The sequence below is a fragment of the Enterobacter sp. E1 genome, assembly GCF_016809815.1.
GTDB classification, from domain to species: Bacteria; Pseudomonadota; Gammaproteobacteria; order Enterobacterales; family Enterobacteriaceae; genus Enterobacter; species Enterobacter adelaidei.
The window spans coordinates 470,050-493,237 of sequence record NZ_JAFBJM010000004.1; the positions used below are offsets into that span (position 1 = coordinate 470,050).

At 53.9% G+C, this 23,188-nt stretch carries 20 protein-coding genes; 2 read left to right on the plus strand and 18 right to left on the minus strand.

The window, feature by feature from the left end; translation table 11 throughout:
• Nucleotides 1–11 precede the first annotated feature (11 nt).
• The 7 genes from tap to JGF26_RS14055 all read right to left on the minus strand — a co-directional run bounded on the left by tap (nt 12) and on the right by JGF26_RS14055 (nt 8,637).
• Entirely contained in the window at nt 12–1,613 is a 1,602-nt protein-coding gene (gene tap, locus JGF26_RS14025; protein ID WP_129323366.1) for a methyl-accepting chemotaxis protein IV, read from the minus strand.
• A gap of 44 nt (nt 1,614–1,657) precedes the next feature.
• A complete protein-coding gene (gene tar / locus JGF26_RS14030) occupies nt 1,658–3,325 on the minus strand; it encodes a methyl-accepting chemotaxis protein II (RefSeq protein WP_049006624.1) in 1,668 nt (555 codons plus the stop codon).
• An 84-nt stretch (nt 3,326–3,409) separates the two neighbouring features.
• Nucleotides 3,410–4,372 carry a spore coat U domain-containing protein gene (locus JGF26_RS14035; RefSeq protein WP_134708049.1) on the minus strand — a complete coding sequence of 321 codons (963 nt, stop codon included), beginning with the start codon at nt 4,370–4,372 and terminating at the stop codon, nt 3,410–3,412.
• On the minus strand, nt 4,369–6,753 hold the full coding sequence (locus JGF26_RS14040) for a fimbria/pilus outer membrane usher protein (protein ID WP_134708048.1): 2,385 nt from the start codon (nt 6,751–6,753) through the stop codon (nt 4,369–4,371). Before JGF26_RS14040 ends, JGF26_RS14035 begins: the two co-directional genes overlap by 4 nt.
• Nucleotides 6,729–7,487, minus strand: a complete 759-nt coding sequence (locus JGF26_RS14045) for a molecular chaperone (RefSeq protein ID WP_134708047.1) — start codon at nt 7,485–7,487, stop codon at nt 6,729–6,731. The genes JGF26_RS14040 and JGF26_RS14045 overlap by 25 nt, the downstream gene beginning before the upstream one ends.
• Nucleotides 7,488–7,503: 16 nt before the next feature.
• Nucleotides 7,504–8,052 (minus strand): spore coat U domain-containing protein, encoded by a 549-nt coding sequence (locus JGF26_RS14050; protein ID WP_134708046.1) that lies wholly within the window; start codon nt 8,050–8,052, stop codon nt 7,504–7,506.
• A gap of 12 nt (nt 8,053–8,064) precedes the next feature.
• Nucleotides 8,065–8,637, minus strand: a complete 573-nt coding sequence (locus JGF26_RS14055; RefSeq protein WP_028018607.1) for a spore coat protein U domain-containing protein — start codon at nt 8,635–8,637, stop codon at nt 8,065–8,067.
• 429 nt (nt 8,638–9,066) lie between these two features.
• On the opposite strand from JGF26_RS14055, the gene JGF26_RS14060 reads away from it, so the two are divergent.
• Nucleotides 9,067–10,326 carry a dicarboxylate/amino acid:cation symporter gene (locus JGF26_RS14060; protein WP_028018606.1) on the plus strand — a complete coding sequence of 420 codons (1,260 nt, stop codon included), beginning with the start codon at nt 9,067–9,069 and terminating at the stop codon, nt 10,324–10,326.
• Nucleotides 10,327–10,422: 96 nt separating this feature from the next.
• Here the strand turns inward: JGF26_RS14060 and cheW are convergent, their stop codons facing one another.
• The 6 genes from cheW to flhD form a co-directional block, all read right to left on the minus strand.
• Complete coding sequence (gene cheW / locus JGF26_RS14065) at nt 10,423–10,926, minus strand: chemotaxis protein CheW (RefSeq protein ID WP_008500420.1); 504 nt, start codon at nt 10,924–10,926, stop codon at nt 10,423–10,425.
• Between the two features lie 19 nt (nt 10,927–10,945).
• On the minus strand, nt 10,946–12,976 hold the full coding sequence (gene cheA / locus JGF26_RS14070; protein WP_049006612.1) for a chemotaxis protein CheA: 2,031 nt from the start codon (nt 12,974–12,976) through the stop codon (nt 10,946–10,948).
• A gap of 4 nt (nt 12,977–12,980) precedes the next feature.
• The gene (motB, locus tag JGF26_RS14075) at nt 12,981–13,910 is read right to left on the minus strand and encodes a flagellar motor protein MotB (RefSeq protein ID WP_028018604.1); all 930 of its coding nucleotides are present in this window, start codon (nt 13,908–13,910) and stop codon (nt 12,981–12,983) included.
• Nucleotides 13,907–14,794, minus strand: a complete 888-nt coding sequence (gene motA, locus JGF26_RS14080; RefSeq protein ID WP_008500417.1) for a flagellar motor stator protein MotA — start codon at nt 14,792–14,794, stop codon at nt 13,907–13,909. The genes motB and motA overlap by 4 nt, the downstream gene beginning before the upstream one ends.
• Nucleotides 14,795–14,917: 123 nt before the next feature.
• Nucleotides 14,918–15,496 carry a flagellar transcriptional regulator FlhC gene (flhC, locus tag JGF26_RS14085; RefSeq protein WP_010432486.1) on the minus strand — a complete coding sequence of 193 codons (579 nt, stop codon included), beginning with the start codon at nt 15,494–15,496 and terminating at the stop codon, nt 14,918–14,920.
• 2 nt (nt 15,497–15,498) lie between these two features.
• Complete coding sequence (flhD, locus tag JGF26_RS14090; protein WP_023312264.1) at nt 15,499–15,849, minus strand: flagellar transcriptional regulator FlhD; 351 nt, start codon at nt 15,847–15,849, stop codon at nt 15,499–15,501.
• Between the two features lie 795 nt (nt 15,850–16,644).
• Between flhD and uspC the strand changes: the two genes are divergently transcribed.
• Nucleotides 16,645–17,073 (plus strand): universal stress protein UspC, encoded by a 429-nt coding sequence (uspC, locus tag JGF26_RS14095; protein WP_028018602.1) that lies wholly within the window; start codon nt 16,645–16,647, stop codon nt 17,071–17,073.
• 15 nt (nt 17,074–17,088) lie between these two features.
• On the opposite strand, the gene otsA is transcribed toward uspC, so the two are convergent.
• The 5 genes from otsA to araF form a co-directional block, all read right to left on the minus strand.
• On the minus strand, nt 17,089–18,513 hold the full coding sequence (gene otsA / locus JGF26_RS14100; protein WP_134708045.1) for an alpha,alpha-trehalose-phosphate synthase: 1,425 nt from the start codon (nt 18,511–18,513) through the stop codon (nt 17,089–17,091).
• Nucleotides 18,506–19,291, minus strand: a complete 786-nt coding sequence (gene otsB, locus JGF26_RS14105) for a trehalose-phosphatase (protein WP_134708044.1) — start codon at nt 19,289–19,291, stop codon at nt 18,506–18,508. Before otsB ends, otsA begins: the two co-directional genes overlap by 8 nt.
• Before the next feature lie 176 nt (nt 19,292–19,467).
• Nucleotides 19,468–20,448, minus strand: a complete 981-nt coding sequence (gene araH / locus JGF26_RS14110; protein ID WP_032666953.1) for an L-arabinose ABC transporter permease AraH — start codon at nt 20,446–20,448, stop codon at nt 19,468–19,470.
• A 14-nt stretch (nt 20,449–20,462) separates the two neighbouring features.
• Nucleotides 20,463–21,977: an L-arabinose ABC transporter ATP-binding protein AraG gene (gene araG / locus JGF26_RS14115; protein ID WP_134708043.1), complete on the minus strand. Its 1,515-nt coding sequence runs from the start codon at nt 21,975–21,977 to the stop codon at nt 20,463–20,465.
• Nucleotides 21,978–22,047: 70 nt separating this feature from the next.
• Nucleotides 22,048–23,037, minus strand: a complete 990-nt coding sequence (gene araF, locus JGF26_RS14120; protein ID WP_134708042.1) for an arabinose ABC transporter substrate-binding protein AraF — start codon at nt 23,035–23,037, stop codon at nt 22,048–22,050.
• Between the last annotated feature and the right edge of the window lie 151 nt (nt 23,038–23,188).

Consider the following 23,188-nt stretch of genomic DNA (forward strand, 5'->3'; position numbering starts at 1 on the left):
CTTAATTACATTCAGGATACAACTGGCACGGCCTGCGACCGCCCGACTTCTGTTACTGCTTCAACGTGCTCTTTCACATTAAATACCGCGACCAGTCCGGTGAGATGATCCGCCTGGCTGGCCAGCTGATCGGTTGCCGCTGCCGCTTCCTCAACTAACGAGGCGTTCTGTTGCGTGACCTGATCCATCTGACTGACTGCCTGAGCAACCTGCTCAATCCCGCGACGCTGTTCGTCCGACGCCGAGGCAATTTCGCCCATGATGTCGTTCACCCGCGTGACAGAGGTGACGATCTCGTGCATGGTTTGTGCCGCCGTATCGACCAGCGTAGAGCCCTGCTGGACGCGTGAAACCGACTCTTCTATCAGCACCTTAATCTCTTTCGCCGCGTTGGCACTTCGGCTTGCCAGGTTACGCACTTCACCCGCCACCACCGCAAAACCACGACCCTGTTCACCGGCGCGCGCCGCTTCGACAGCGGCATTGAGCGCCAGAATGTTGGTCTGGAACGCGATACCGTCGATCACGCTGATGATGTCACCAATTTTCTGCGAACTGGTGGCAATCTCCTGCATGGTGCTCGCAACATGAGACGCCTGATCCCCACCCTTTTTCGCCGTCATTGCTGCCTGTTTCGACAGGTCAGACGCCTGACGCGCGTTATCGGCGTTCTGACTTACCGTCGCAGTCAGTTGCTCCATACTGGCTGCCGTCTGCGCCAGCGAGGCCGCCTGCTGCTCGGTACGGGACGAGAGATCGTTATTACCTGCCGCAATCTCTGAAATCCCGGTGTGCATGGCATAACTGCCCTGACGCACATCGGATACCGTTTCCCGCAGCGATCCCTGCATCGCCTTCAGGCTGGCAAAGATCGCCGAAATTTCGTTCTTGCCATAAACCGCCACCGGACGCGCCAGATTCCCCTTCGCAATACTGTCGAAGTGGCTGCTGATAATCGCCAGCGGCTGCACAATCATTTTGCGAGACCAGATCAGTGCCCCGCCGGTCAGAAGCGCCGCCAAAATCACCACCACGGCAAAAATCACGCCGGACATGTGGTAGCTCATTTTGCTGTCTTCCTCTGCACGTTGAACAAACTGGTTAATATCCTGCTGCCACGCGTTAAAGCTGCCATCAAACGCCGCCTGAGACGCCTGAACCGGTGCGGTCATAAAATCTGACAGCTGGTTGTTCTCAAGCCAGGTTGCCTGGTGGTCCAGATCGCTGTACCACTGTTCAAAGTTCTTTTTCATGGCAGCCTTTAGCGTTTTCTCTTTCTCGCTAACGGCTTCCTGCGCCGTAAAGGCTTTAAACTGCCCGTCTGCCTGTTTCAGACTGTCACGCGCGGTCGCCATCAGCGCTTTGATGTCATCCGGCGGATAACTTAGCGCGGTTAAGGTTCCCGCCTTGTTCAGCGCAGTGCTTGCCTGCAACAGCACGGCACGTGTTTGTGCCAGTGCGGAGCGCTGCTGATTACTCGCCTCAACTTCCTGCAAATTCTGATAGCCATCGCGAAACGCCCAAAAAGACAACCCGTTACTGCCAACCTGCAACACACCGCAAAGGATCAGAATCAAAAACAGTGTGGTCGAGATACGAATACGATTTAACATCCACGCTCCCATCAAGCGGCAAGCAGCCGCGGTTTAATTGTCAGTCAAAATGTTTCCCAGTTTTCATCTTGTCCGGTCGTCGCAGCACGGGTACGGGTTGCCGCTGATTCTGCAGCGGGCACACGATAGGTGGCTTGCGGGGTGACCGTGTTTCCAGCGAGTGAAGCGAGACGAAACGCCGAGACGGCCATCTTCAGACGGCTCGCCTGGTCTTCCAGGGCAGCGGCCGCCGCAGCGGACTCCTGCACCAGCGCGGCGTTTTGTTGTGTCACGCGATCCATTTCCGATACCGCCAGAGCAACCTGGTCGATACCACGACTCTGCTCGTCAGATGCAGAGGCGATTTCACCCATGATGTCCGTTACGCGAGTAACAGCATTCACGATGTCATTCATGGTTTCCCCGGCACTTTCTACCAGCACGGAGCCGGTATCCACGCGGGAAACGGAATCTTCAATCAACGCTTTGATCTCTTTCGCCGCATTGGCACTGCGACTGGCGAGGTTACGCACTTCACCCGCGACCACGGCAAACCCACGCCCCTGCTCGCCCGCACGTGCCGCTTCCACGGCGGCGTTCAGCGCAAGGATGTTGGTCTGGAAAGCAATGCCATCGATGACGCTAATGATGTCGGCGATTTTCTTCGAGCTGTCGGCGATTTCGTGCATGGTTTTCACCACGCCATCCACCACGCGACCACCACGTTGCGCCGTCTCAGAGGCACTTTCAGCCAGTTGAGAAGCCTGACGGGCGTTATCGGCGTTCTGCTTCACGGTCGCGGTAAGTTGTTCCATGCTGGCGGCCGTCTCTTCCAGGGCGGATGCCTGCTCTTCAGTACGGGAAGAGAGATCGTTATTCCCCAGCGCAATTTCGCTGGTGCCGGTATAGATAGCCTCCGACCCGTTTCGCACGTTGGCGACAGTTTCAATTAATGAACGCTGCATATGGTCAACGCTGTTGGCCAGTTCGGTGATCTCATTGCGCCCGGAAACGGTCAGCGTTTTGGTCAGGTCGCCACCGGCAATTTCACGAATGTGGGCAATGACGCGGCCGAGAGGGTTCAGCAGGATATGGCGAATGCCGTACCAGACCGCGACCAGCACAATGACCAGCGCCAGCGCCATCACGGCCATCTGCCATTTCGCAAAGCGATAGTCATTCTGGCTTTCGGTAAAGGCCGAGTGATACAGATCGCTACTGACCTTCGCATATTCCCCCAGCGCCGCGCCGAGTGCGTTTTGCATCCCTTGCGTTGGCTGTGCGAAATAGGCGTCCATGTTGCCGCTTTCCAGGAACTGAATCAGCTCCGTCAGACCGGCATTGTAGGCGTTGTATTTTTCGTCAATATTCTGGCTCACCTGCTCCATGGCAGGCTGCGGGGTGATCTTTTTGAAGGCGTCGTAATGTTTTGCGGCGTCAGCGAGAGTAGCACGGGCATTTTTCAACAGATCGGTTTTCGCGCTGCTCTGCTGATTATTCGGATCCATCATCATGCGCGCGGACGAGCGGCTCAGATTGATACGCGTTTGCAGCATCAGATCCCACGTCGACGTGAGTTCACTCTGCTGAAGGCGGAGATCGTTCGAGGCCGCGAAACTGTCCTGGTTCTGTTTTAATGACGAGAAAAAAAGCCCGCCGGAGATGAGCTGAAGAAGTGCGAAAATGACCAGCACCATCATGAGCATTGTGACAACGCGGATACGGTTCAACATACAACACCTTCTCATAGATTTATTAACGGTGTTATCGGCACTGCCCACAGGAACTTTACATTTGAGAAAGGGAAAAGCGCGGGGTTAAAACGCCACGTCGACAATCAGCGTATCGGTGTAGGTTCCGGCGGGGGGCGTGGCCTGATTGGTCAGGACTTTCGCGGTGTAGTTGTAGGTGCGCAGTAAACCATCAGTACTGACCTGCGACGATATCGCGCTGGACCAGCGCTCGCTGCCGCTTCCCCCCCAGCGGTTACTGGTGGCTTCTTTATAGATGTCGTAGCTCATAAAGTTGCTACCATTCACCATACGCCGCACGTTGTTCAGCGCGTTGGCTCCGTTATTGATGCCGATGGTATACGAACTTCCTTTGGTACAGGTGACGGCAATCGCCTGTGAGACGGTGGGGAAACTTTGCACCAGCGGCGCGCTGTTGAAGCTCACGTCCGGCGTGGTCATCGCGCTGCAGTCATTGGTGACGGTCATATCTAACAGGATGGTGGTTGTCGAGGTTCCCGTCTGATTGATTGTGCAAATGCCGAGCGCGCCCACGGAGCACACGCTGTAGTTAATGCTGAAGGTTAACTGCACCTGATATGGCCCGGCAGTGACGTTTTGCCCGGCGACGGTGCGAAAATAGAGCGGAATGTTGTACTGCTTTGACCCCAGCAGCCCCAGCAAGGTATTCCCACTCCAGGTATACGATTTACTTATCTGTACCTCGCTGCTGCTTGCGCACCCCGATAGACCGCACAATCGCGTGGGGATCACGTCCGTAATGGTCGCATTATCCGTCCGTTTCATGGTGGCCCGACTGCTGCCCGAGACCGATGCCGAGCTATAGGTCAGCGTCACTGAGTCGCTGGTCAACAGATTCAGTATGGCATCGCACGCCACCACCAGCGTGCCCGTGGTTTCGACCTCTCCGCTTCCGCTGAGTGCGAACGAGGTAACGCTACCAAACGACGCATTGACCGTGCTGATGTTACACGCCGCCCAGCCGCTGCCAGAGAACAGCAACAACATCAACAGCAGCAAGCGTTTCACTGTCCCTCCCGACAAACCAGAGGACCGTAGGTTTGCAGTTTGTGTTGCGGATTGGCACTCACCGTCAGCGTGACCGAGCAGTGCTTTCCGTCAGGGGTGATAACGTCGAGCGGGTTCACATCACTGAGATTTTCCAGCCAGGCGATACCGTCATACCCTACCACCGCATTGCTACGCGATGCGCGTCGGACCTGGCTTCCCACCGGAATAGCCTGTCCCTGCGCATCATGCAGAATAACGCTCGCCACCCGCTCCTGTTCCATCGGGAAATCGACCAGGTAGCCGCTATGGCGGCGGATCGCAATCCGGCGTTCGGTCTCTTTCAGCCGAGTATCCGCAGGCAAATTCAGCGTATCAATCCGGTAACTGGCCGGATAATACGCCGACACCCCGCTCACCAGCAGATAACCGTTGTTATTGGTTTTACCGACGGGCTGGTTCTCGTAGCTGACCGGGACATCCGGGTGACCATCGGTACTGATGACCACAAAGGCATCGTTGATCTTGTTGGCCGCAAACAGCTCGCCGTCCATCAGAACAATCGCCCCCATCGCCTCGCCCCACCAGGTCATGTTGTCCTTTTCACCATAACCGCCTCCCTGTAGCTCAATGTTGTTATTGCGCCAGCCCAGCGTTCCCTGCTGATAGTCACTGGCTTTCGACTGGTTAGCCCATGCCATGTTCCAGCTAAACCCGCCGTCGGAAGGCATTGAGTGGTTATAGTTGATGCGCTGCGTGCTGCCCGCATCCGGGGTGTTTTCGAAAGTGACGGCGGCGCTGTCACGCGCCCCCAGCGGCACCTGCAGCGACAGCGCCACCGTCCAGTCTCCCCGCTGCTGATCCCGGCTTGCCGCCAGATAAATACTGCTCGCACCCCACAGATTACGGCTCCAGGAGAGATTCAGCAGCTCGGTTTTTTGACTGTCGAAGCTCTCTACGCCGATCCAGGCTGCGCCAATATTGCCGTACTGCCCCAGATTAAAGGTGAGAGAATACTGATCCGTATTGCGACTAAAACTGGCGATGGGTTTGTCATTTTCGTCATAGACCGTCGGCTGGTCGTAGAGAGCCAGATTGCCAAAGCCGCGATCGCGCCGCGTGTGCTGGGTTGCCACGCTAAACTCGCTGGTGCTGTACTGGTAACCCCAGTTGATTTGCCCGCCTGCATCACCGCGCATGCGGCTTTGCGAGTAAGAGGTATTCACCACGCCAAACTGTCCGAGTTTAACCACAGTGCCAGCTCCCCCTAACACCAGCTCTTGTGCCCCTTCCGCATGCCCCTCCAGCGTGAGCCAGTCCGTCAAACCATAGCGATATGAACCGCTGCCTGCCGCAGGGCCGTAGTCAAAATTCCTGATGCCATAATTACGCCGCAGGCTTCCGAGCGTCACGGCCCCGTCGCTCAGGCCTTGTTTTAACAAATCACTGGTGACATAAAACGGTAGCGTGGTACTTACCTGACGACCCAATGCATCGGTGGTGACCAGCACCGCATCCCCAGCACCGTTGATATAGGGCAGATTAGTCAGCGTAAATGGCCCCGGCTGGAGCTGAGTTGAGCCGGACCGATAGCCATTAATAAAGAGATCAACCGAGGTGGGTACCGCGGCTTCTCCCGAAAATTCGGGTAGCGGCCATGTGACCAGGTCCGGACGCAGGGAGAAATCCCGTCCGTAACTTATCCCGCCCATACGCACGCTGGTACTCCAGCTCAGGGCGTCGCTGATCACATCCCCGGCACTCCAGGAAATCGCCTCATCCTCATTGGTGAATAGCAGAGTGGTGTCATAGCGGACATATCCTTCCTGCTGACCATTATTCCCGGTGAAATTTTCCCGGGCGTAGCCGGTAGAGGAAAACGAGCCGTTCTCGTTAAAGTAGCGGAATTCGTGCCAGAGCGACGCCTGACCACCAAGATGTTCCGTGTGGTTGGTGTAGAGATCATAATTCAGCAATGCCCCGCGTCCAAAGTGCGGTTTGCTCTGCGCCGTTTGTGTGCTGAACGGCGTCACGCGGGTCGTGACCCAGTCGCGGGGAACGGTCAGCAATAACCGTTGCGCAGCGCTGTCATACTCCACCCTAACCTGAGAAAGCGAAGAGAGATTAACGTCCCCGGTTGGTACATGCTCAGGGGGAAGCCCTGCGCGTAACAAATCTGCGCTGGAGATATAGAAAGCGCCTTTACGTTGCGTCACAGGCACCACCAGACCGGTATCGTAGTGGTTCAGCACGAGGGCGAGCTGGAAGACCGCCTCATCATTGATCGCCTGAGCCTGGGGGGGCGGCGGTAAACTGTCGTCGCCGGTTTCAGCCCAGGAAGTGGTACTGACGCAAAGCAGTATCATCATCGCCGGTTTCAGTTGACGGGCGTCGACTGCCATTGTGCGTCCCTGGCATTAATTTGCGCACTCATCCGGTCTGGCTGGCGAACCCCGGCGGGTATTGGCCAACTGCGGGTGCTGCCGGGAAGAACGTAACCCAGTAGTCCATCCGCTACCGTGTGTTTCCGACCTCCCTGCTCCAGCGCCACCTGGCTCAGCCTGACATGGACATCACCCCGATTTCTGACCTCCAGCGCAGGCTGCCCCTCCGCGCGCGTCACCCGCCAGCTCAGGTTTTGGGTTTCCGCCAGCGCGTGATGCGCGCCTTCTTTGATGGTCGGGATCCCCTGTCCATACACAAACAAAGGGATGGAGTAACGCATCTGCAATTTGAGGCCGATGGCAGGTTCGGCTTTGGTATCAGGCTGAGGGATTTCATCTACGATAATGCGGTAAGCCTGTTCGACACCAGCGGGAACAGAAACCTGTTTGATAAGGCGAATAAGCTGCTTGCTGCCAGTACCAATCGTGACGATGGGCGGGCTGGCGACCACATCCTGCTGCGAGGTATAACGCTCGTGTCCGTCCTCCTGCTTCCAGCGCACGATGCGGACCTGCATCGTCGTGGCGCTGTTTCCCTGATTCTGGATCCACAGTTCCGTGGCGTTGGCGTCTGCAGCAAGCCACGGATCGATCGGCCAGAGCAGAATAGTCGCCGCCGCCTGCACCTGGCCGGTTACCGCAGCCATACCCAACGCACCCGCCAGACATACCGGTCTGAAAAATGGCTTCATCAACACTCTCCCTTTATTACCATGACAAGGTCACGGTGAGCTGATCGGAATAGGTTCCTGCCGGGCTAAATCCGGTCAGTAGCGCCACGCCAAAAAGCGGCAGCGCGATGTTATTGCTGTTGGTATACGTCACCGGTATCGCCTGGTTTACGCCAATTTCGCTGTTCGCGGCCAGCGAGCTGCTGCTGTAGAGCCGGTACGGCACCAGTTCTGTTCCACCGGACCGCTTCATCCGACGCACGGATGAAAAATTTTGACCGCCATTAATGCTCATGCTCAGCGCCACGCCCGGCGTACAGGCGATAGACAACGCCCCGTTTGGCACAAAGCTGGTGCTGACCGGCGCGCTCTCGACGCCGTTATGGGTGCCAAAATCCAGCGTACCGAGAAGCCCTCCGCTGCCGGTGGCCACCGCGCATCCCGGTACTATCGTCGCGCTGACCTTAAAGGACTGTGATGTCACCGCGTCCGCAGAGGGCATCACGAGCAATCCGACAATCAGCGCGAAAAAAGGCTGCACGCGTCCCTCTGCGCGTTTGCGCAGACCTGTGAGAGTTGCCTTCATGGCGGTTCGGGACTAATAGGTGACGCTGACGTTAATCGTGTCGGTGTAGGTTCCCGGGACGACCGTCACGCTGTTACCACCGCCGGTAATACGCCCGTAGAGGGTGTAGCTATCCACGCCTCCGGCCGTAGAGGCGATCGGCAACGCGGCGTTATTGGCAATCACGGTGTTAAACCCGCTGTCGCTGTACAGGCTATAAGCCACGCCCTGTGCCGCGTTGGCCGTATTAACCAGATAGCGTTCAGGCGTACCCGGCGAACCGACAACGGAGCCGGGCGCGGTGGAGTGGGTATTACCGGTGATCGCGACCGTATAGCTTGCGGTCGTACATTGAATGGTGAAGGTGTTTCCGCCGCTGGCGCCGCTCAGCTGCGTCGTAAGAGTGGAAAAGGTAGCCGGATGGGTACCGAAATCGAGCGTACCGAAGTTAATGCCACTTTGCGCGGGCGATCCGTTTATCAAACAACCGTTTGTCAGCGTCAGCGTCGCGCCGATGGTGCCGCTACTGGTAACGGCCAGCGCCTGATGGGCCGTTGTTGCAGTCAGTAAGCTGCCTGCGCAGATCAACAGGAGTTTTCTTTTCATTTACCACCCTCCAGAAGACGTCTCCGTTCCCTTGCCGCATTTTATTTTTGTCGTTCAAGATGTTAGCCCCGCTTAAGGTTCCTTTGAGGGGGTTATTGAGAATTTAGTTTATGGATATCGCTTCTACCACCTGCCCCATGACGCATAAGCCGAATGTCTTATTGACGAGGTATTTCTATAAATAACAGTCAGTTGAACTTTAAAAAACAGAGATTTTATTTTATCCACAGAGAATATATCCGCAATAATGTGATATCGATCACAATATATCGTCAGTGAATTAACAACAAAATTAATAAAACTTAAAAAGGAGTTGTATCCCCCTACACTTTGCGTCAATTTATGTGCCGAATAATTTCCCGCGTCGTAATAAAAAATTTATATGTATCGACTCGGGCTACATCTAAAGCGCATAGAGGGTCTTTTTTCGTGGCAAGTGCAAACAAACTCACACTCTTCATCGTGATTTTCATGCTGGCGGGTATTCTTTCAGGGGCAGCAATTCATGAGTACGCATCAGCGGATGCTATTAAAGCCTGGTCGGATAATATTACCCTTCTGACCGATATCTTCCTTCGCCTGATCAAAATGGTGATTGCACCTTTGGTCTTCAGCACGTTAACCGTCGGCATCATGAAACTGGGTGAAACCTCCACCATTGGCCGCGTTGGCGGCAAAGCGATGGTGTGGTTTATCAGCTCATCCGTGCTGTCTATTCTGGTGGGGCTGTTTATCGTCACGCTCGAGCATCCGGGAAGCGGTCTGAACCTGACGATCCCAACCGAGGCCGTCGATACCGGTCTGGCCGTTGGGGGCATGACGCTGAAAGCCTTCCTGTCTCACACCATTCCAACCAGTATCGCAGGGGCGATGTCGAACAATGAGATCCTGCAGATTGTGGTGTTCTCGATGTTCTTCGGCATCGGCGGCGCGTCGCTGGGACAGAAATTCAACGCGCCACTGGTTGCCGCGCTGGATGTGGTTTCCCATATCATGCTGAAGGTGACGGGTTACGTGATGTACGTTGCGCCACTGGCCATTTTCGCGGCGATTTCATCCGTTATTGCCACTCAGGGTCTGGGCATTCTGTTGAACTACGCCTCCTTTATTGGTGGCTACTATGTTGCCATTCTTCTCACCTGCATGGTGCTGCTGGCCGTGGGTTACATGGTGCTGAAAAAAGAGGTGTTTCGCCTGGTCAGTATGCTGAAAGACCCGGTACTGGTAGCGTTTACCACCAGCAGCTCTGAAGCGGCCTATCCAAAAACGCTGGAACAGCTGGAGCGTTTTGGCTGCTCGCGCAACATTGCCTCTTTCGTCCTGCCGATTGGCTACTCCTTCAACCTGGTAGGTTCGATGGTGTACTGCTCTTTCGCCTCGATGTTTATCGCCCAGGCGTACAACATTCACCTGAGCTTCTCTGAAGTGACGGTATTGATGCTGACCCTGATGCTCGCTTCAAAAGGGATTGCGGGCGTACCGCGTTCATCGCTGGTCGTTCTGGCGGCAACTATTCCAAGCTTCAATATTCCGGTGGCCGGTATTCTGCTGCTGATGGGAATTGATCACTTCCTGGATATGGGTCGCTCTGCAATTAACGTTCTGGGGAATGGTATCGCGACCGCGATGCTGTCGCAGAATGAAGGTGCGCGGGAAGCGGAAGCTGAGCTGGTGGAGCAGGAAGCATAAGGGTATGAAAAAGCCGGGTGGCGGCTTCGCCTTACCCGGCCCACTAATGGCTCGAACACGTAGGCCGGGTAAGCGTCAGTGCTACCCGGCTTTGTTTTATGCTACGTGACTCGCCGCGATATCCAGCAGTGCCATCTCATCGCTGTTCAGCAGCTTCTCAATGTTCACCAGAATCAGCATACGCTCGCCGAGCGCGCCCAGACCGGTCAGGTATTCCGTCGACAATGTGACGGCAAATTCCGGTGCAGGACGGATTTGGTCAGAGGTCAGGGAAAGCACATCAGACACGCCATCCACCACGATGCCCACTACGCGCTGCCCCAGGTTCAGAACAATCACCACGGTGTTGTCGTTGTAGTCAACGTCGCCCTGGCTGAACTTCACGCGCAGGTCAACGATTGGCACAATCACACCACGCAGGTTGGTGACACCTTTAATAAAAGCAGGCGTGTTAGCGATGCGGGTAACCTGGTCGTAACCACGGATTTCCTGCACTTTCAGAATGTCGATACCGTACTCTTCGTCACCTAAAGTGAAAACCAGGAATTCCTGCCCTGATGGCTCGCCCGCCAGTTTCGTTACATTACTCATACCGGTCATGTTATTACCTTCTACTTAATCAGGCGGCTGTGTACGCCACACGTTGTTCACGATTTAATCCCTGAAGCGCCGATACGTCGACGATCAGCGCCACGCTACCATCACCCAGAATGGTCGCGGCAGAAATACCTGGTACCTTGCGGTAGTTGCTTTCGAGGTTTTTCACCACCACCTGGTGCTGACCAATCAGCTGATCAACCAGCAGCGCGTAGCGACGGCCCGCACTTTGCAGGATCACAACGATACCCTGCGTGGCCTCTGTCTTCGCCCCGTCCACTTCAAACACTTTCCACAGTTCCACCAGCGGCAGATACTCACCGCGCACTTCGAGAACACGCTCGCCACCCGCCAGCGGATGCAGATCTTCCTCACGCGGCTGCAGCGATTCCATCACGGCGTTCAGCGGCAGAATAAAGACTTCGTCTGCCACTTTGACTGACATACCGTCCAGAATTGCCAGCGTCAGCGGCAGCAGGATGCGAATGGTGGTGCCAGAGCCCTGCTTAGACTGGATCTCAACGTGACCGCCCATCTCCTGGATGTTACGTTTCACCACGTCCATGCCCACACCGCGCCCGGACACGTCGGTCACTTGTTCCGCAGTCGAGAAGCCTGGCGCAAAGATCAACATGCCCACTTCTTCGTCGGTCATGTTTTCATTGACCGCCATCCCCTGCGAAATCGCTTTTGCCAGGATGCGTTCACGGTTAAGGCCCGCACCGTCATCGGTCACTTCGATGCAGATGTTCCCACCCTGGTGTTCCGCAGAGAGGATCAGATTGCCGACCGGAGATTTCCCGGCGGCAATGCGGTTTTCCGGCAGTTCGATACCGTGGTCGAGGCTGTTACGCACCAGGTGTGTTAACGGGTCAATAATGCGCTCGATCAGGCTCTTATCCAGTTCGGTTGAGCTGCCCATCAGGGTCAGTTCAATCTGTTTATTCAGTTTGCTGGCAAGGTCGCGGACCAGACGCGGGAAGCGGCTGAAGACATATTCCATCGGCATCATTCGGATGGACATGACCGATTCCTGCAGATCGCGGGCATTACGCTGTAATTGCCCCATGCTGGTAATCAGATCGCCGTGCGTGACCGGGTCCAGTTCGTTTGAACGTTGTGCCAGCATTGACTGAGTGATGACCAGTTCGCCCACCAGGTTAATCAGCTGGTCAACCTTCTCAACGGCAACACGGATGCTGGTGGATTCACTGGAACGCGCAGCCGGTTTTTCACCACGGCCTGGCGCCGCAGCCTCTTTTGGCACGGCTTTCAGCGCCGGAGCCGCAGGCACAACGGCCGGTGCAGTACTCTGAGCAACAACAGCGACCTCTTCTGCTGGCGTTTCGACAACGGCTGTTTCGGTTTCGAAGGCAATCTGGTCGGCTTCAATGACGAAGCACAGCACCGCCACGATATCGTCCTGGCCAATGCCGTCATCAAGCGTCGCAGCAAGACTGTCTTTGCCTTTTACCACATTGCTTAATGTCGCCAGATTACCCAGCTCTTCTTCCAGCAGGTTAACTTCATTCTCTTTCAGGCGTGACAGCACAACGCGCAATTTGCCCGCTTGTGCTTCGGCAGGGGCAGACTCCTGGGCGGCAACGGCATCGACAACGCTCAGTTTTGCGGCCGGAACAACGGCTGCTGCAACCTCACCTTTTGCTTCCAGCGCGAGCTGGCGCAGCGCATTGCAGATGTATTCAAAGCTGGCGGCATCAGGCTCTGCCGAGCTTTTATAGGCGTCGAGCTGTTCCTGCATAATATCTTTGGTTTCCAAAAACAGGTTGATAATATCGGTATTGAGCTGCATCTCACCGCGTCGTGCTTCATCAAGCAGGTTTTCCATCAAATGGGTCGTTTCCTGCAGGATGGTAAATCCAAACGTTCCGGCTCCGCCTTTAATGGAGTGCGCCGCACGGAAGATGGCATTAAGCTGCTCAGAGTCTGGTGCTTCAGGCACCAAATCGAGCAAGTGTTGCTCCATATCGGCCAACAACTCGTCGGCTTCATCAAAGAATGTCTGGTAAAAATCGCTAATATCCATGCTCACGCTATCACCTCGGATTGGCTGGTGGCGATGTTGGAACGGCAGCCGAAGGAACGGCCCCAGGCTGTTTTAAATCGTCCAGTGACTCATTCTGACTTTCGGCGTTTTCATGCAGGATGGCCTGCTCCGCCTGCTGGTTCAGCACTAAAAGACTGATACGACGGTTGATGGCGTCATCCGGCCCGCGGTCGGAGACGCGCATGGTTGCTGCCATGCCGACCACGCGCAGTACCTTGCCATCATCAAGCCCACCGGCCACCAGCTCGCGACGCGAGGCGTTGGCACGATCGGCAGAAAGCTCCCAGTTGCTGTATCCCTTCTCTCCACTGGCATACGGGAAATCATCCGTGTGTCCTGACAGGCTGATTCGGTTAGGAATGCCGTTCAGCACCGGCGCAATAGCACGTAAAATATCGCGCATGTACGGCTCAACTTCCGCACTCCCGGTCTTAAACATTGGGCGGTTCTGGCTATCAATAATCTGGATACGTAACCCTTCCTGTACCAGATCGATTTTCAGATGCGGACGCAGCGCGCGCAGTTTTGGATCTGCCTCAATCAGCTGATCGAGATCGCCACGCAGTTTCTTCAGGCGCGCCTGCTCCATCTTTCTTTTCAGCTCGTCGATGTTCGGCTCTTTTTTCACCTCACCCTTCTGCTGGGTGTAATCATCGCCACCGCCCGGGATTGGGCTGTCGCTGTTAGAGATGCGAGGCCCACCGGCCACCGCCGTCGCCAGCGGCGTTCGGAAATATTCCGCAATCTGGATCAGTTCTTTCGGGCTGGAGATGGAGATCAGCCACATCACCAGAAAGAACGCCATCATTGCAGTCATAAAATCGGCGTACGCAATTTTCCACGAGCCGTGTGCGCCATGCCCGCCGCCCTTATGCTTGCGTTTTTTTACGATGACGATCGGATGGGACTGGTTTTTCATGCGTCCTCAGTTGTCGTCTGTTGGTTTGGGTTTTTCACCGCACGCACGTGTTCTTCAAGCTCGATAAACGACGGACGCTCGCTGGAGTAAAGCGTTTTACGGCCAAACTCAACCGCGATCGGTGGCGCATAACCGTTGAGGTTAGAGAGCAGCGTGATCTTCACGCACTGCATCATTTTAGTCGTTTCCGCGCTCTTCTGGCGCAGAACGCTTGCCAGCGGAGAGATGAAGCCATACGCCAGCAAAATACCGAGGAAGGTACCCACCATCGCATGGGCGATCAGTGCGCCCAGCTCAGCGGCAGGACGATCCGCCGAGGCCAGGGCGTGAACAACCCCCATGACAGCGGCAACGATACCGAACGCAGGAAGGGAGTCGCCCACCAGCGCCAGGCTGTTGGCCGGCACTTCGGATTCACTTTCGTGGGTTTCGATCTCTTCGTCCATCAGCGCTTCAATTTCGAAGGTGTTCATATTGCCGCTGATGATGAGTCGCAGGTAGTCGACGATGAAATCCAGCATCATGGCGTCGGCAAGAATGCGCGGATAGCTGGCAAAAATTTCACTCTCTTTCGGGTTTTCGATATCGCGTTCAAGAGAGAACATCCCCTGTTGACGTGACTTCGCCATCAGGCGATAAAGCAGCGCCAGCAGGTCCATATACATGCTTTTGGTGTATTTCGAGCGACGGAACAGCAATGGAATCGCTTTCAGCGTGCCCTTGATCGATTTACCGTTGTTACCAACGATAAAAGCCCCTACCCCTGCGCCGCCGATGATAATAAGTTCAGCCGGTTGATAGAGTGCTCCAAGGTGCCCGCCGGTCATCATGTAACCGCCGAAAACTGTACCGAGAACTACCAGGTAACCTAATAAGATAAGCACGACATCATCCTTCCGCTAGTGACTATGGCAAGGACGTTCAGTTCGCAGCGTTTACCGTTTGCGGGGTAAAAAAAAGCAGCGGTAATTGCTTACCGCTGCTGGAATCTTGCCCACACGTTCGGGTTAAACAGCTTGTTCGATCTGTTCATCCAGCAGTTGTGGAATAATATCGGCAGCATCCCGGGAAAGTTTACGTCTTTTTACTGCACGGGATGGAGGCTGACATAAACTACAGGCGAAGCTGCCTGCAGGCTGATGAGCATGGGTAATAAAATTGCCATCGCAGCAATTGCAGCGCGACAGTTCAAGCATTCCGCTTTCAACAAAACGCACCAGCGTCCATGCGCGGGTCAGCGCCAGCAGTGGACCATCTTCCTGCTGTGGGCATTGTTCAAGGTAAAGTTTGTACGCTTTGATCACAGCGTCAACGCCGCTACACAAACCGGTTTTGAGAAGATACTGCCAGGCGTTACAGAACATGGATGCGTGGATGTTCTGCTCCCACGTCATAAACCAGTCGGTAGAAAACGGCAGCATGCCTTTCGGCGGGGGACTACCACGTAACTCTTTGTACAGTTTGATGAGACGACCACGGCTCAACTGAGTCTCGCTTTCCAGCATTTGTAAACGAGCACCCAGTGTAATCAGCTCCATGGCCAACTGTATGTCACGCGCTTCCTGAACAATGCTTTTTTCGCTCATTGCTAGGCCCTTTTCTTACGGGCTGCGTCATCAGGCTGGCTGATTTCGTTAAGCAAGCGAGTGGAGAGAAGTATACCGGTATGGATCTGTTGAAGATCGTCAACACGGGATTCCTGCGTCAGACGCGTTATTGTCTGTGAATCATCGAAACGGAACTGACAAACCAGCTGATTCGTTTCGGCCAGTTTAACCATCTGAGGGAGGGTTAACCCCCCCAGCATGGTTGCCATTTCTTCGTTAATACCCAGACGAAACATCGCGGACGCCTTGTCCTGACTAATCAAACGCTGCGCGAGCAGTAAATACGACAAATTGATGTCATAGATATGTTTTAGCAACTCGGATGTATGCATTGTTCCCATCCCGAATAACCAACTATTATTTTTATGCGGAAAGACCGCACCCCGTGATGTCGCCGGGAAATCACCCGGTATAAAAAAGAAAAGGCCAAATGCATAGTTGAATTTAGGTTTGTATTCATTTGATACACGCAAGAGAAGAAACGCCGTTGCGCCTCTTACATCTTTTATCATTTCTTACAAATAACTAAGATTTTTCCTAATTCGACGCAAACTCTACTCGTCAGATTTGATACATACAATGCAGCCTTCCTCAAATTTAAAAAAAATGTGATCCACGTCACATAATTTAAGTGAATATCACCCATAAATCCATCAGTATGACTTGTAATTTGTTCAAATATCGAACAATCAGTACTGTTTTGTATTCTTAAATGCCGAATACTCATGCAGAAGGGTGAACATAACTGGCATATCACGTGCTTTGCCTGTCATTCCCGGTGTCTGCAATCGTTCACATCCCGAGAATGTCCTGGATACATTTTTCTTACCTCGAAAAAACATATACTTATGCGTAACGCTCAAAAAAATGTTTCAGTATGTGATCATTCGAATTGTGTTTATAACGCGTTAAAATGATTTAATAGTGGAAGAGTAAAATTGTGTGATTTACGTTAAGTTGTTAATTTTTTTCATTTAGGCGTATTTTTCAGTTATTCTTCTTATAAGAATAATTAATGAATAATTATGATAAGCTTCACACTAATGTCGTATTCAACTCTTGCAGAACCAGGGGATTCGCGGTAAAGGTGGGTAGACGCAGTCTGTCAGACATCTAAGGAGTGCACCATGAGTTACTCCCATCTTCTTGTTTCTGTTGCTGTTTCACCCGAAAGCCATCAGCTTGTCGCCCGGGCAGTTTCCATTGCCAGGCCCCATAATGCCCGCATCAGCCTCATCACTCTCGCGGCCGAACCCGAAATGTATAACCAGCTGGCAGCCCCTATGCTTGAAGATATTCGGGAGGTACTTCAGGAAGAAACACAGCAATTTCTGCGGGAGCTGGCTGAAAAGGCACAATATCCTGTTTATGAGACCGTTATTGCAACGGGAGAACTTAATGCACATATTCTTGACATGTGTCGTAAACAGAATATTGATTTAGTGATATGCGGGAACCACAACCATAGCTTTTTATCGCGCGCGGCATGTGCGGCGAAATCTATTGTTGCTTCAAGTCAGGTCGATGTGCTGTTAGTACCTCTTGGGGGAGATTAATCCCCCAGTAGAAAATCAGGCGAGTTTAGGAAATGTCGAGATCTTTTTTTGCAGATCACCATCCTTACTTTTCGGGGCGATATCACGTAAATCCTGAATAAAATTCGCCTGCCAGTGATTAATGTCGTTCTTACGGATCGTCTCCATCATTTCGGCATGCCGGGAAATGCGCTCTGTAAGCGGCATTGTCAGGGCGCGGTTCAGGGCGTTAGCCACATCATCCCGATCGTAAGGATTTACGATAAGCGCTGAAGTGAGTTCATTTGCCGCTCCGGCAAACTGTGAAAGTACCAGTACACCCGGGTCGGCAGGATCCTGGGCCGCCACATACTCTTTCGCCACCAGGTTCATCCCGTCACGCAGCGGCGTGACCAGGCCAACGTCTGCATAGCGGAACACTTTCATCAGGATTTTACGGTCAAAGTGCTGATTCAGATAAAAGAGCGGCGTCCAGCCCAGTTGGCCATAGCGGCCGTTAATGCGCCCCGCTTCTGTCTCCAGCTGATGCCGAATGTCCTGGTAGGCCTGAACTTCGCCGCGCGACGTTGGTGCTATCTGCGTATAGCGAATTTTACCGTGGTGTTGAGGGTATTTATCCAACAGCGTTTCATATGCCAGAAAGCGTTCCGGTAACCCTTTGGAATAATCAAGTCGCTCTACCGAGAAGATATTTTTCACATGCTTAAGTTCATTCTTAAGCTGCGCCAGCTTTGATGGCAATGGCCCGGCGGCCTGCTCCGCAATCTCGTCGGGTTCAATCCCAATCGGATACACTTCGGTGTGGAATGTTTTCCCCCATGCGGTATGCGTTTTTCCACCTTTGGTCAGCAGGCGCGTTTTGCCTGACACAGAATCCAAAAACGCAAGGCGATCATTTTCAGTCTGGAAGCCCAACAAATCGTAATCACATAGCGCCTCCAGCAACGCTTCATGGGGTGGTAACGCCGTAAAAATCTCCGGTGTCGGGAACGGGATATGCAGGAAAAAACCAATCCGGTTATTTACGCCCCTTTCCCGCAATTCTCTGGCAAAGGGGAGCAGATGATAATCGTGGATCCATAAAATATCGTCTTCTTCGATTAAAGGCAGCAGTTTATCCGCCAGCAGCGCGTTGACTCGCGTGTAGCCTTCGAAGGATTCACGCTGGAATTTAACCAGGTCAAGACGGTAGTGAAATGCAGGCCACAGAACGGCATTCGAGAACTGCGAGTAATACTCGTCATAGTCTTTCTCTTTTAACGCGAACGATGCCCACGTAATATTTCCGCGCGTCACTTTTTTGAGCGGTTTTTCGTCTTCACTGATTTCACCACTCCAGCCAAACCACAGCCCGCCTGCAGCTTTTAAGGCACCTAACACCCCTACCGCCAGGCCACCCGCGCTGACTTTTTTATCATCAGGCGGCGCGATTCGGTTAGAGACGACGACTAAGCTACCCATAATGGTTTCCCCCTTGGTTTTGCGCTATTTGTTGTTGTTGCTGGTTAGCGATGTCAGATATCCACTGCCAGACGCTGGCGACATCCACCAGCCGCCATTGGGCAACAGTGTCGCCGGGCCCAACCTTAACGGAGATCCCTCGGGCCTGATTCACCACGCGGAACCCTGCTTCGTCGGTCAGGTCATCCCCAAAGAAAACGGGCGTCCGGCCCTTAAAAGGTTCCTCCGCCATAAACGCGGTGATGGCCGCGCCTTTATTGATCCCTTGCGGTTTTAGCTCCACCACGCATTTACCCGGCTGTAACGCCAGTTGCGGGTGCGCATTCGCAATTTCTCTGGCAAGGGCAAGCACGCGCTCTTCATGTTGTGGGGCCTGACGATAATGCAGAGCAAAGGCCATGCCTTTAGCTTCCAGTTCTGTGCCCGGCAGTTCTGCCAGCGCAGCAGAAAGTTTCTCCTGAAGACGTTGTGTGAGTGCATCGGGAAGTGAAACGATATGCGTTTGATCATGGATGTCGCGGCGCTCCGCTCCGTGTACACCGGCCAGCGGAAAGTGGTAAGGACTGGCGAGCATATCCAGCTCGGCCATTGAGCGCCCTGATATCAATGCCAGTGCTCCCTCATTCATAAGCGAGAGCTGATGCAAATCCTGTAATACCGCATCCGGAATAGCCACCTGATCGGGGTGCGGTTTTATCCCGGCGAGCGTGCCGTCGAGATCAAAAAAGAAAGCATAGTGTCCGGACAGTACAGGCGGTGCGGTTAACAAGTCAGCCACCCTTTTCCTCCTTACGGTTTGCGAAAGGTAAACGCCTTTACCTCTTTCATAGCCATGTAAGTATAGACAGTGTGACGTGGCTCGCCATTTGACAACCGCCCCGCCAGTTTTACTGGCGAGGCGGTTAAGGGGTCAACTAAGGTTATAAGTTGAGCAATAAAAGACGGGAAAAAGCGTTATACGGTACGCTTCGCTTTTTGCTTGTAACGGTCGAAAATCACCGCTGCCAGCAGGATCAGGCCACGAACCACGTACTGAGAGAACGGGGAAATATTCAGCAGGTTCATGGCGTTCTCTACCGTCCCTAAGATCAGGATACCGGCCACCACATATGAGATTTTTCCGATGCCGCCTTTAAGGGAAACGCCCCCTAAAACGCAGGCCGAAATGACGATCAGCTCGTAACCGATAGAGGTCATGGGCTGGCCGCTGGTCATGCGTGATGCCAGAATAATGCCCGCGGCGGCAGAAACCAGCCCCGAGAGCACAAAGATAATAATCTTGGTTCGCACGACCGGCACCCCAGCCAGACGCGCCGCTTCTTCATTGCCACCAATCGCCAGCGTATTACGGCCAAAGGTGGTCCGGTTAAGCAGGAAGCCGAACAGGATCAGGCAGGCTACGGTCAGCCAGATAGGCGCAGGCAGACCGAGCCAGTTGGCGTAACCTAGCGTAAAGAAGCGCTCGTCTTCAATCCCCACCGCTTTACCGTCGGAAATAATATAGGCCAGGCCTCGGACAATTTGCATTGTGGCAAGCGTGGTGATCAGGGCATTTATCTTCAGACGCGCAATGACAAAACCGTTGACCAGACCGCTGATGACGCCCAGTAACAGACCGGCCAGGACGCCGATCCACAGGCTTTCAGTCATGTTGATCACCACTGCCGTGGTCACACCCGCGCAGGCAATAACGGACGCCACCGACAGGTCAAAATCGCCGGAGGCCAGGCAGAAGAGCATGCCGCAGGCCACCATCCCTGACATGGAAATGGCCAACCCCAGCCCTTTCATATTAATGAAAGTGGCAAAATTAGGAACAAAGATCGCACAGGCGAGGAACAGCGCGGCAAAGACCACCAGCATGCCGTACTGATCCCAGATGCGTCCAAAACTGAAAGCCGACTTCGGCACTCCGGATGTAGTAACAGAGGACATCATTAACTCCTTACTCAGGCGACAGCCTGGCTGACTTTAGGCATGGCGAGGTTCAACGCCTGTTGTTCATTCGCCTGTTCATGAAGTAATTCACCGGCAATTTCACCTTCACGCATCACGACAATGCGGTCGGCTACGCCAAGCACCTCCGGCAGATCGCTGGAGGCGAAGAGCACCGCCACGCCGCGTTTTGCCAGTTCATAGATCACGTTATAAATTTCGTGTTTTGCCCCCACATCAATACCGCGCGTTGGCTCATCTAATAAAATGACCTTCATATCTTCCGACAGCCAGCGGCCTAAAATAGCCTTCTGCTGGTTTCCGCCGGAGAGATTCATGATCAGCTGTTCCGGGCCAGGCGTTTTGATATTCAGCGAACGAATATGATGGTCGGCATTGCTCGACTCCCAGCTATCGTTAATCAGGCAACCGGCGCGGATAAACTTACGGCGGGCGGAAATATTGATGTTATCGCGCACCGAATGAACAGGAATAATCCCCTCCGCTTTACGGTCTTCCGGGCAGAGCATCATCCCCGCCCTGATCGCGTGGGCCGGTTTCTGAATATCTACCCGCTCGCCGTCAATGGAAACCTGACCTTCGGTAATCCGGGTACCGCCGAATAACCCTTTCATCAACTCGCTGCGCCCCGCCCCCACCAGGCCAAACAGTCCGACGATTTCACCGCTGCGTACTGACAAGGAGATTGGCGTACGCACGCCTGGCGCTTTTACGCTATCCAGACGCAGGCGTTCAGGGCCATACTCGCGCGGCTGCCAGTGATAAATGTCACCCAACTCGCGGCCAACCATCGCCTGAACAAGCTGGTCATGGTTAACCTGCTTCATGTCGGTAAAGGTGCGTACATAGCGTCCGTCTTTAAAGACGGTAATGGCATCACTCAGGGCGAATATCTCTTCCATACGGTGCGAAACGTACAAAATGGTGCGGCCTTCCTGACGCAATTCGCGGATCACACGGAACAAATTTTCGATTTCCCGCGCGGAGAGCGAACTGGTGGGTTCATCGAAGGCTATGATTCGGGCGTTACGCGCCAGCGCCTTAGCAATTTCAACCATCTGCCACTGACCAATGGAGAGATATTTCAGTGGCGTCTGAGGATCAACGTCCAGGCCAAGATGTTTAAGCTGCAGCCCCGCTTCATAATTAAGTAGCGAACGATTCACCACGCCGCTTTTATGCGGAAGCTGTCCTAAATAGATGTTTTCTGCCACGGTCATCTCAGGGATGAGGTGCAGTTCCTGATAAATAATGGCTACCCCGGCGTTGAGCGCCGCCGTGGTATCGGCAAACGCCACCTCGTCTCCGCGAATAGCCAGCGTGCCGGTCGTCGGCGTGTAGTTACCGCTGAGGATTTTCAACAGCGTGGATTTTCCCGCGCCGTTTTCCCCCATCAGGGCGTGAACTTGGCCGGCATAGCAGTCGAAACTGATATCGGTCAGCGCATTAACACCGGGGAAAGTTTTACCGATGCCGCGAAAAGAGAGATACGGCTCAGACTGTTGCATAACGTCTCCGTGATTCCAGTAGTGTGTACATCTGGCCCCTCACAGGAATGAGGGGCACAATCACAGCGAATTACTTACCGCCCAATCCTTTTTTCGCCAGTTCCTCTTTGAAGTTGTCGCGGGTGATCAACACCACGTCGGTCACTTCGGTAAATTTCGGCGGTTCAGCCCCTTTGGTTACCCAGTTGTAGAGCATCTCGCTGGATTTGTAGCCGTGAACGTCCGGGCTTGGCAGCAGAGAGCCATAGAAACCGGTAGCCTGCGCTTTGGACAGTTCGCTGACGGCGTCAACGCCGTTGATGCCGATCCCAATCACGTCAGGTGCTTTGAAGCCCTGTCCTTCCGTCGCGCGTACCCCGCCCAGCACGGTGTTGTCGTTCATCCCGACCACCAGCCAGTGTTTCACTTCCGGATGCTGAACCAGCATAGAGTTCGCGGCGTCGAAAGCACCCGGGATATCGTTGGATTTGGTGGGGACTTTGTAGATCTGTTTTTCCGGGAAGCCGGCTGCTTTCAGCGCTTCCATGGAACCGGAAGTACGGCGGCGAGCCGTGTCCAGTTCGTCCGCAGTAATGGCCATCACGGCGGTTTCTTTCACATCCCAGCCGCGCTTTTGCATCTCTTTATAGAGTTCCTGGCCCTGACGTTCACCGATTTTGGTCGCCGCCATCATCACCAGAGGGACGCTGTCCATCGGTTTGCCTTTGGCGTTAACGAACTGATCGTCAACCGCAATGACCTTCATGTCGTAACCACGCGCTTTCGCCGCGATTGCCGATCCCAGTTTTGGATCGGGTGTGCAGATAACGAAACCTTTCGCACCGCTGGCCGCCAGGCTGTCGATGGCATTCAGGGTTTTTTCACCGTCAGGCACGGCGATTTTAATCACTTCAAAACCTAAATCTTTTCCGGCTTTATCTGCGAATTTCCACTCAGTCTGGAACCAGGGTTCTTCGGGCTGTTTTACCAAAAAACCGAGTTTTAAATTCTCAGCGATAGCGGATTGTGACATAACGGCAGCCAGACCGATGGCCGCCAGCGCTTTAGTAAATTTGTGCATGGTAAACTCCAGCTTTAGCATTCTTTTCTGTAGGGAATATGTGCGTGCTTCTAATTTAATCGGACTTAAAACAAGGCATTAGCGCTTACCTCGTCATAAGCGTTATTGCTGGTGATAGTTTTAGCGGGAAATTAATCATCCATAAGAGAGC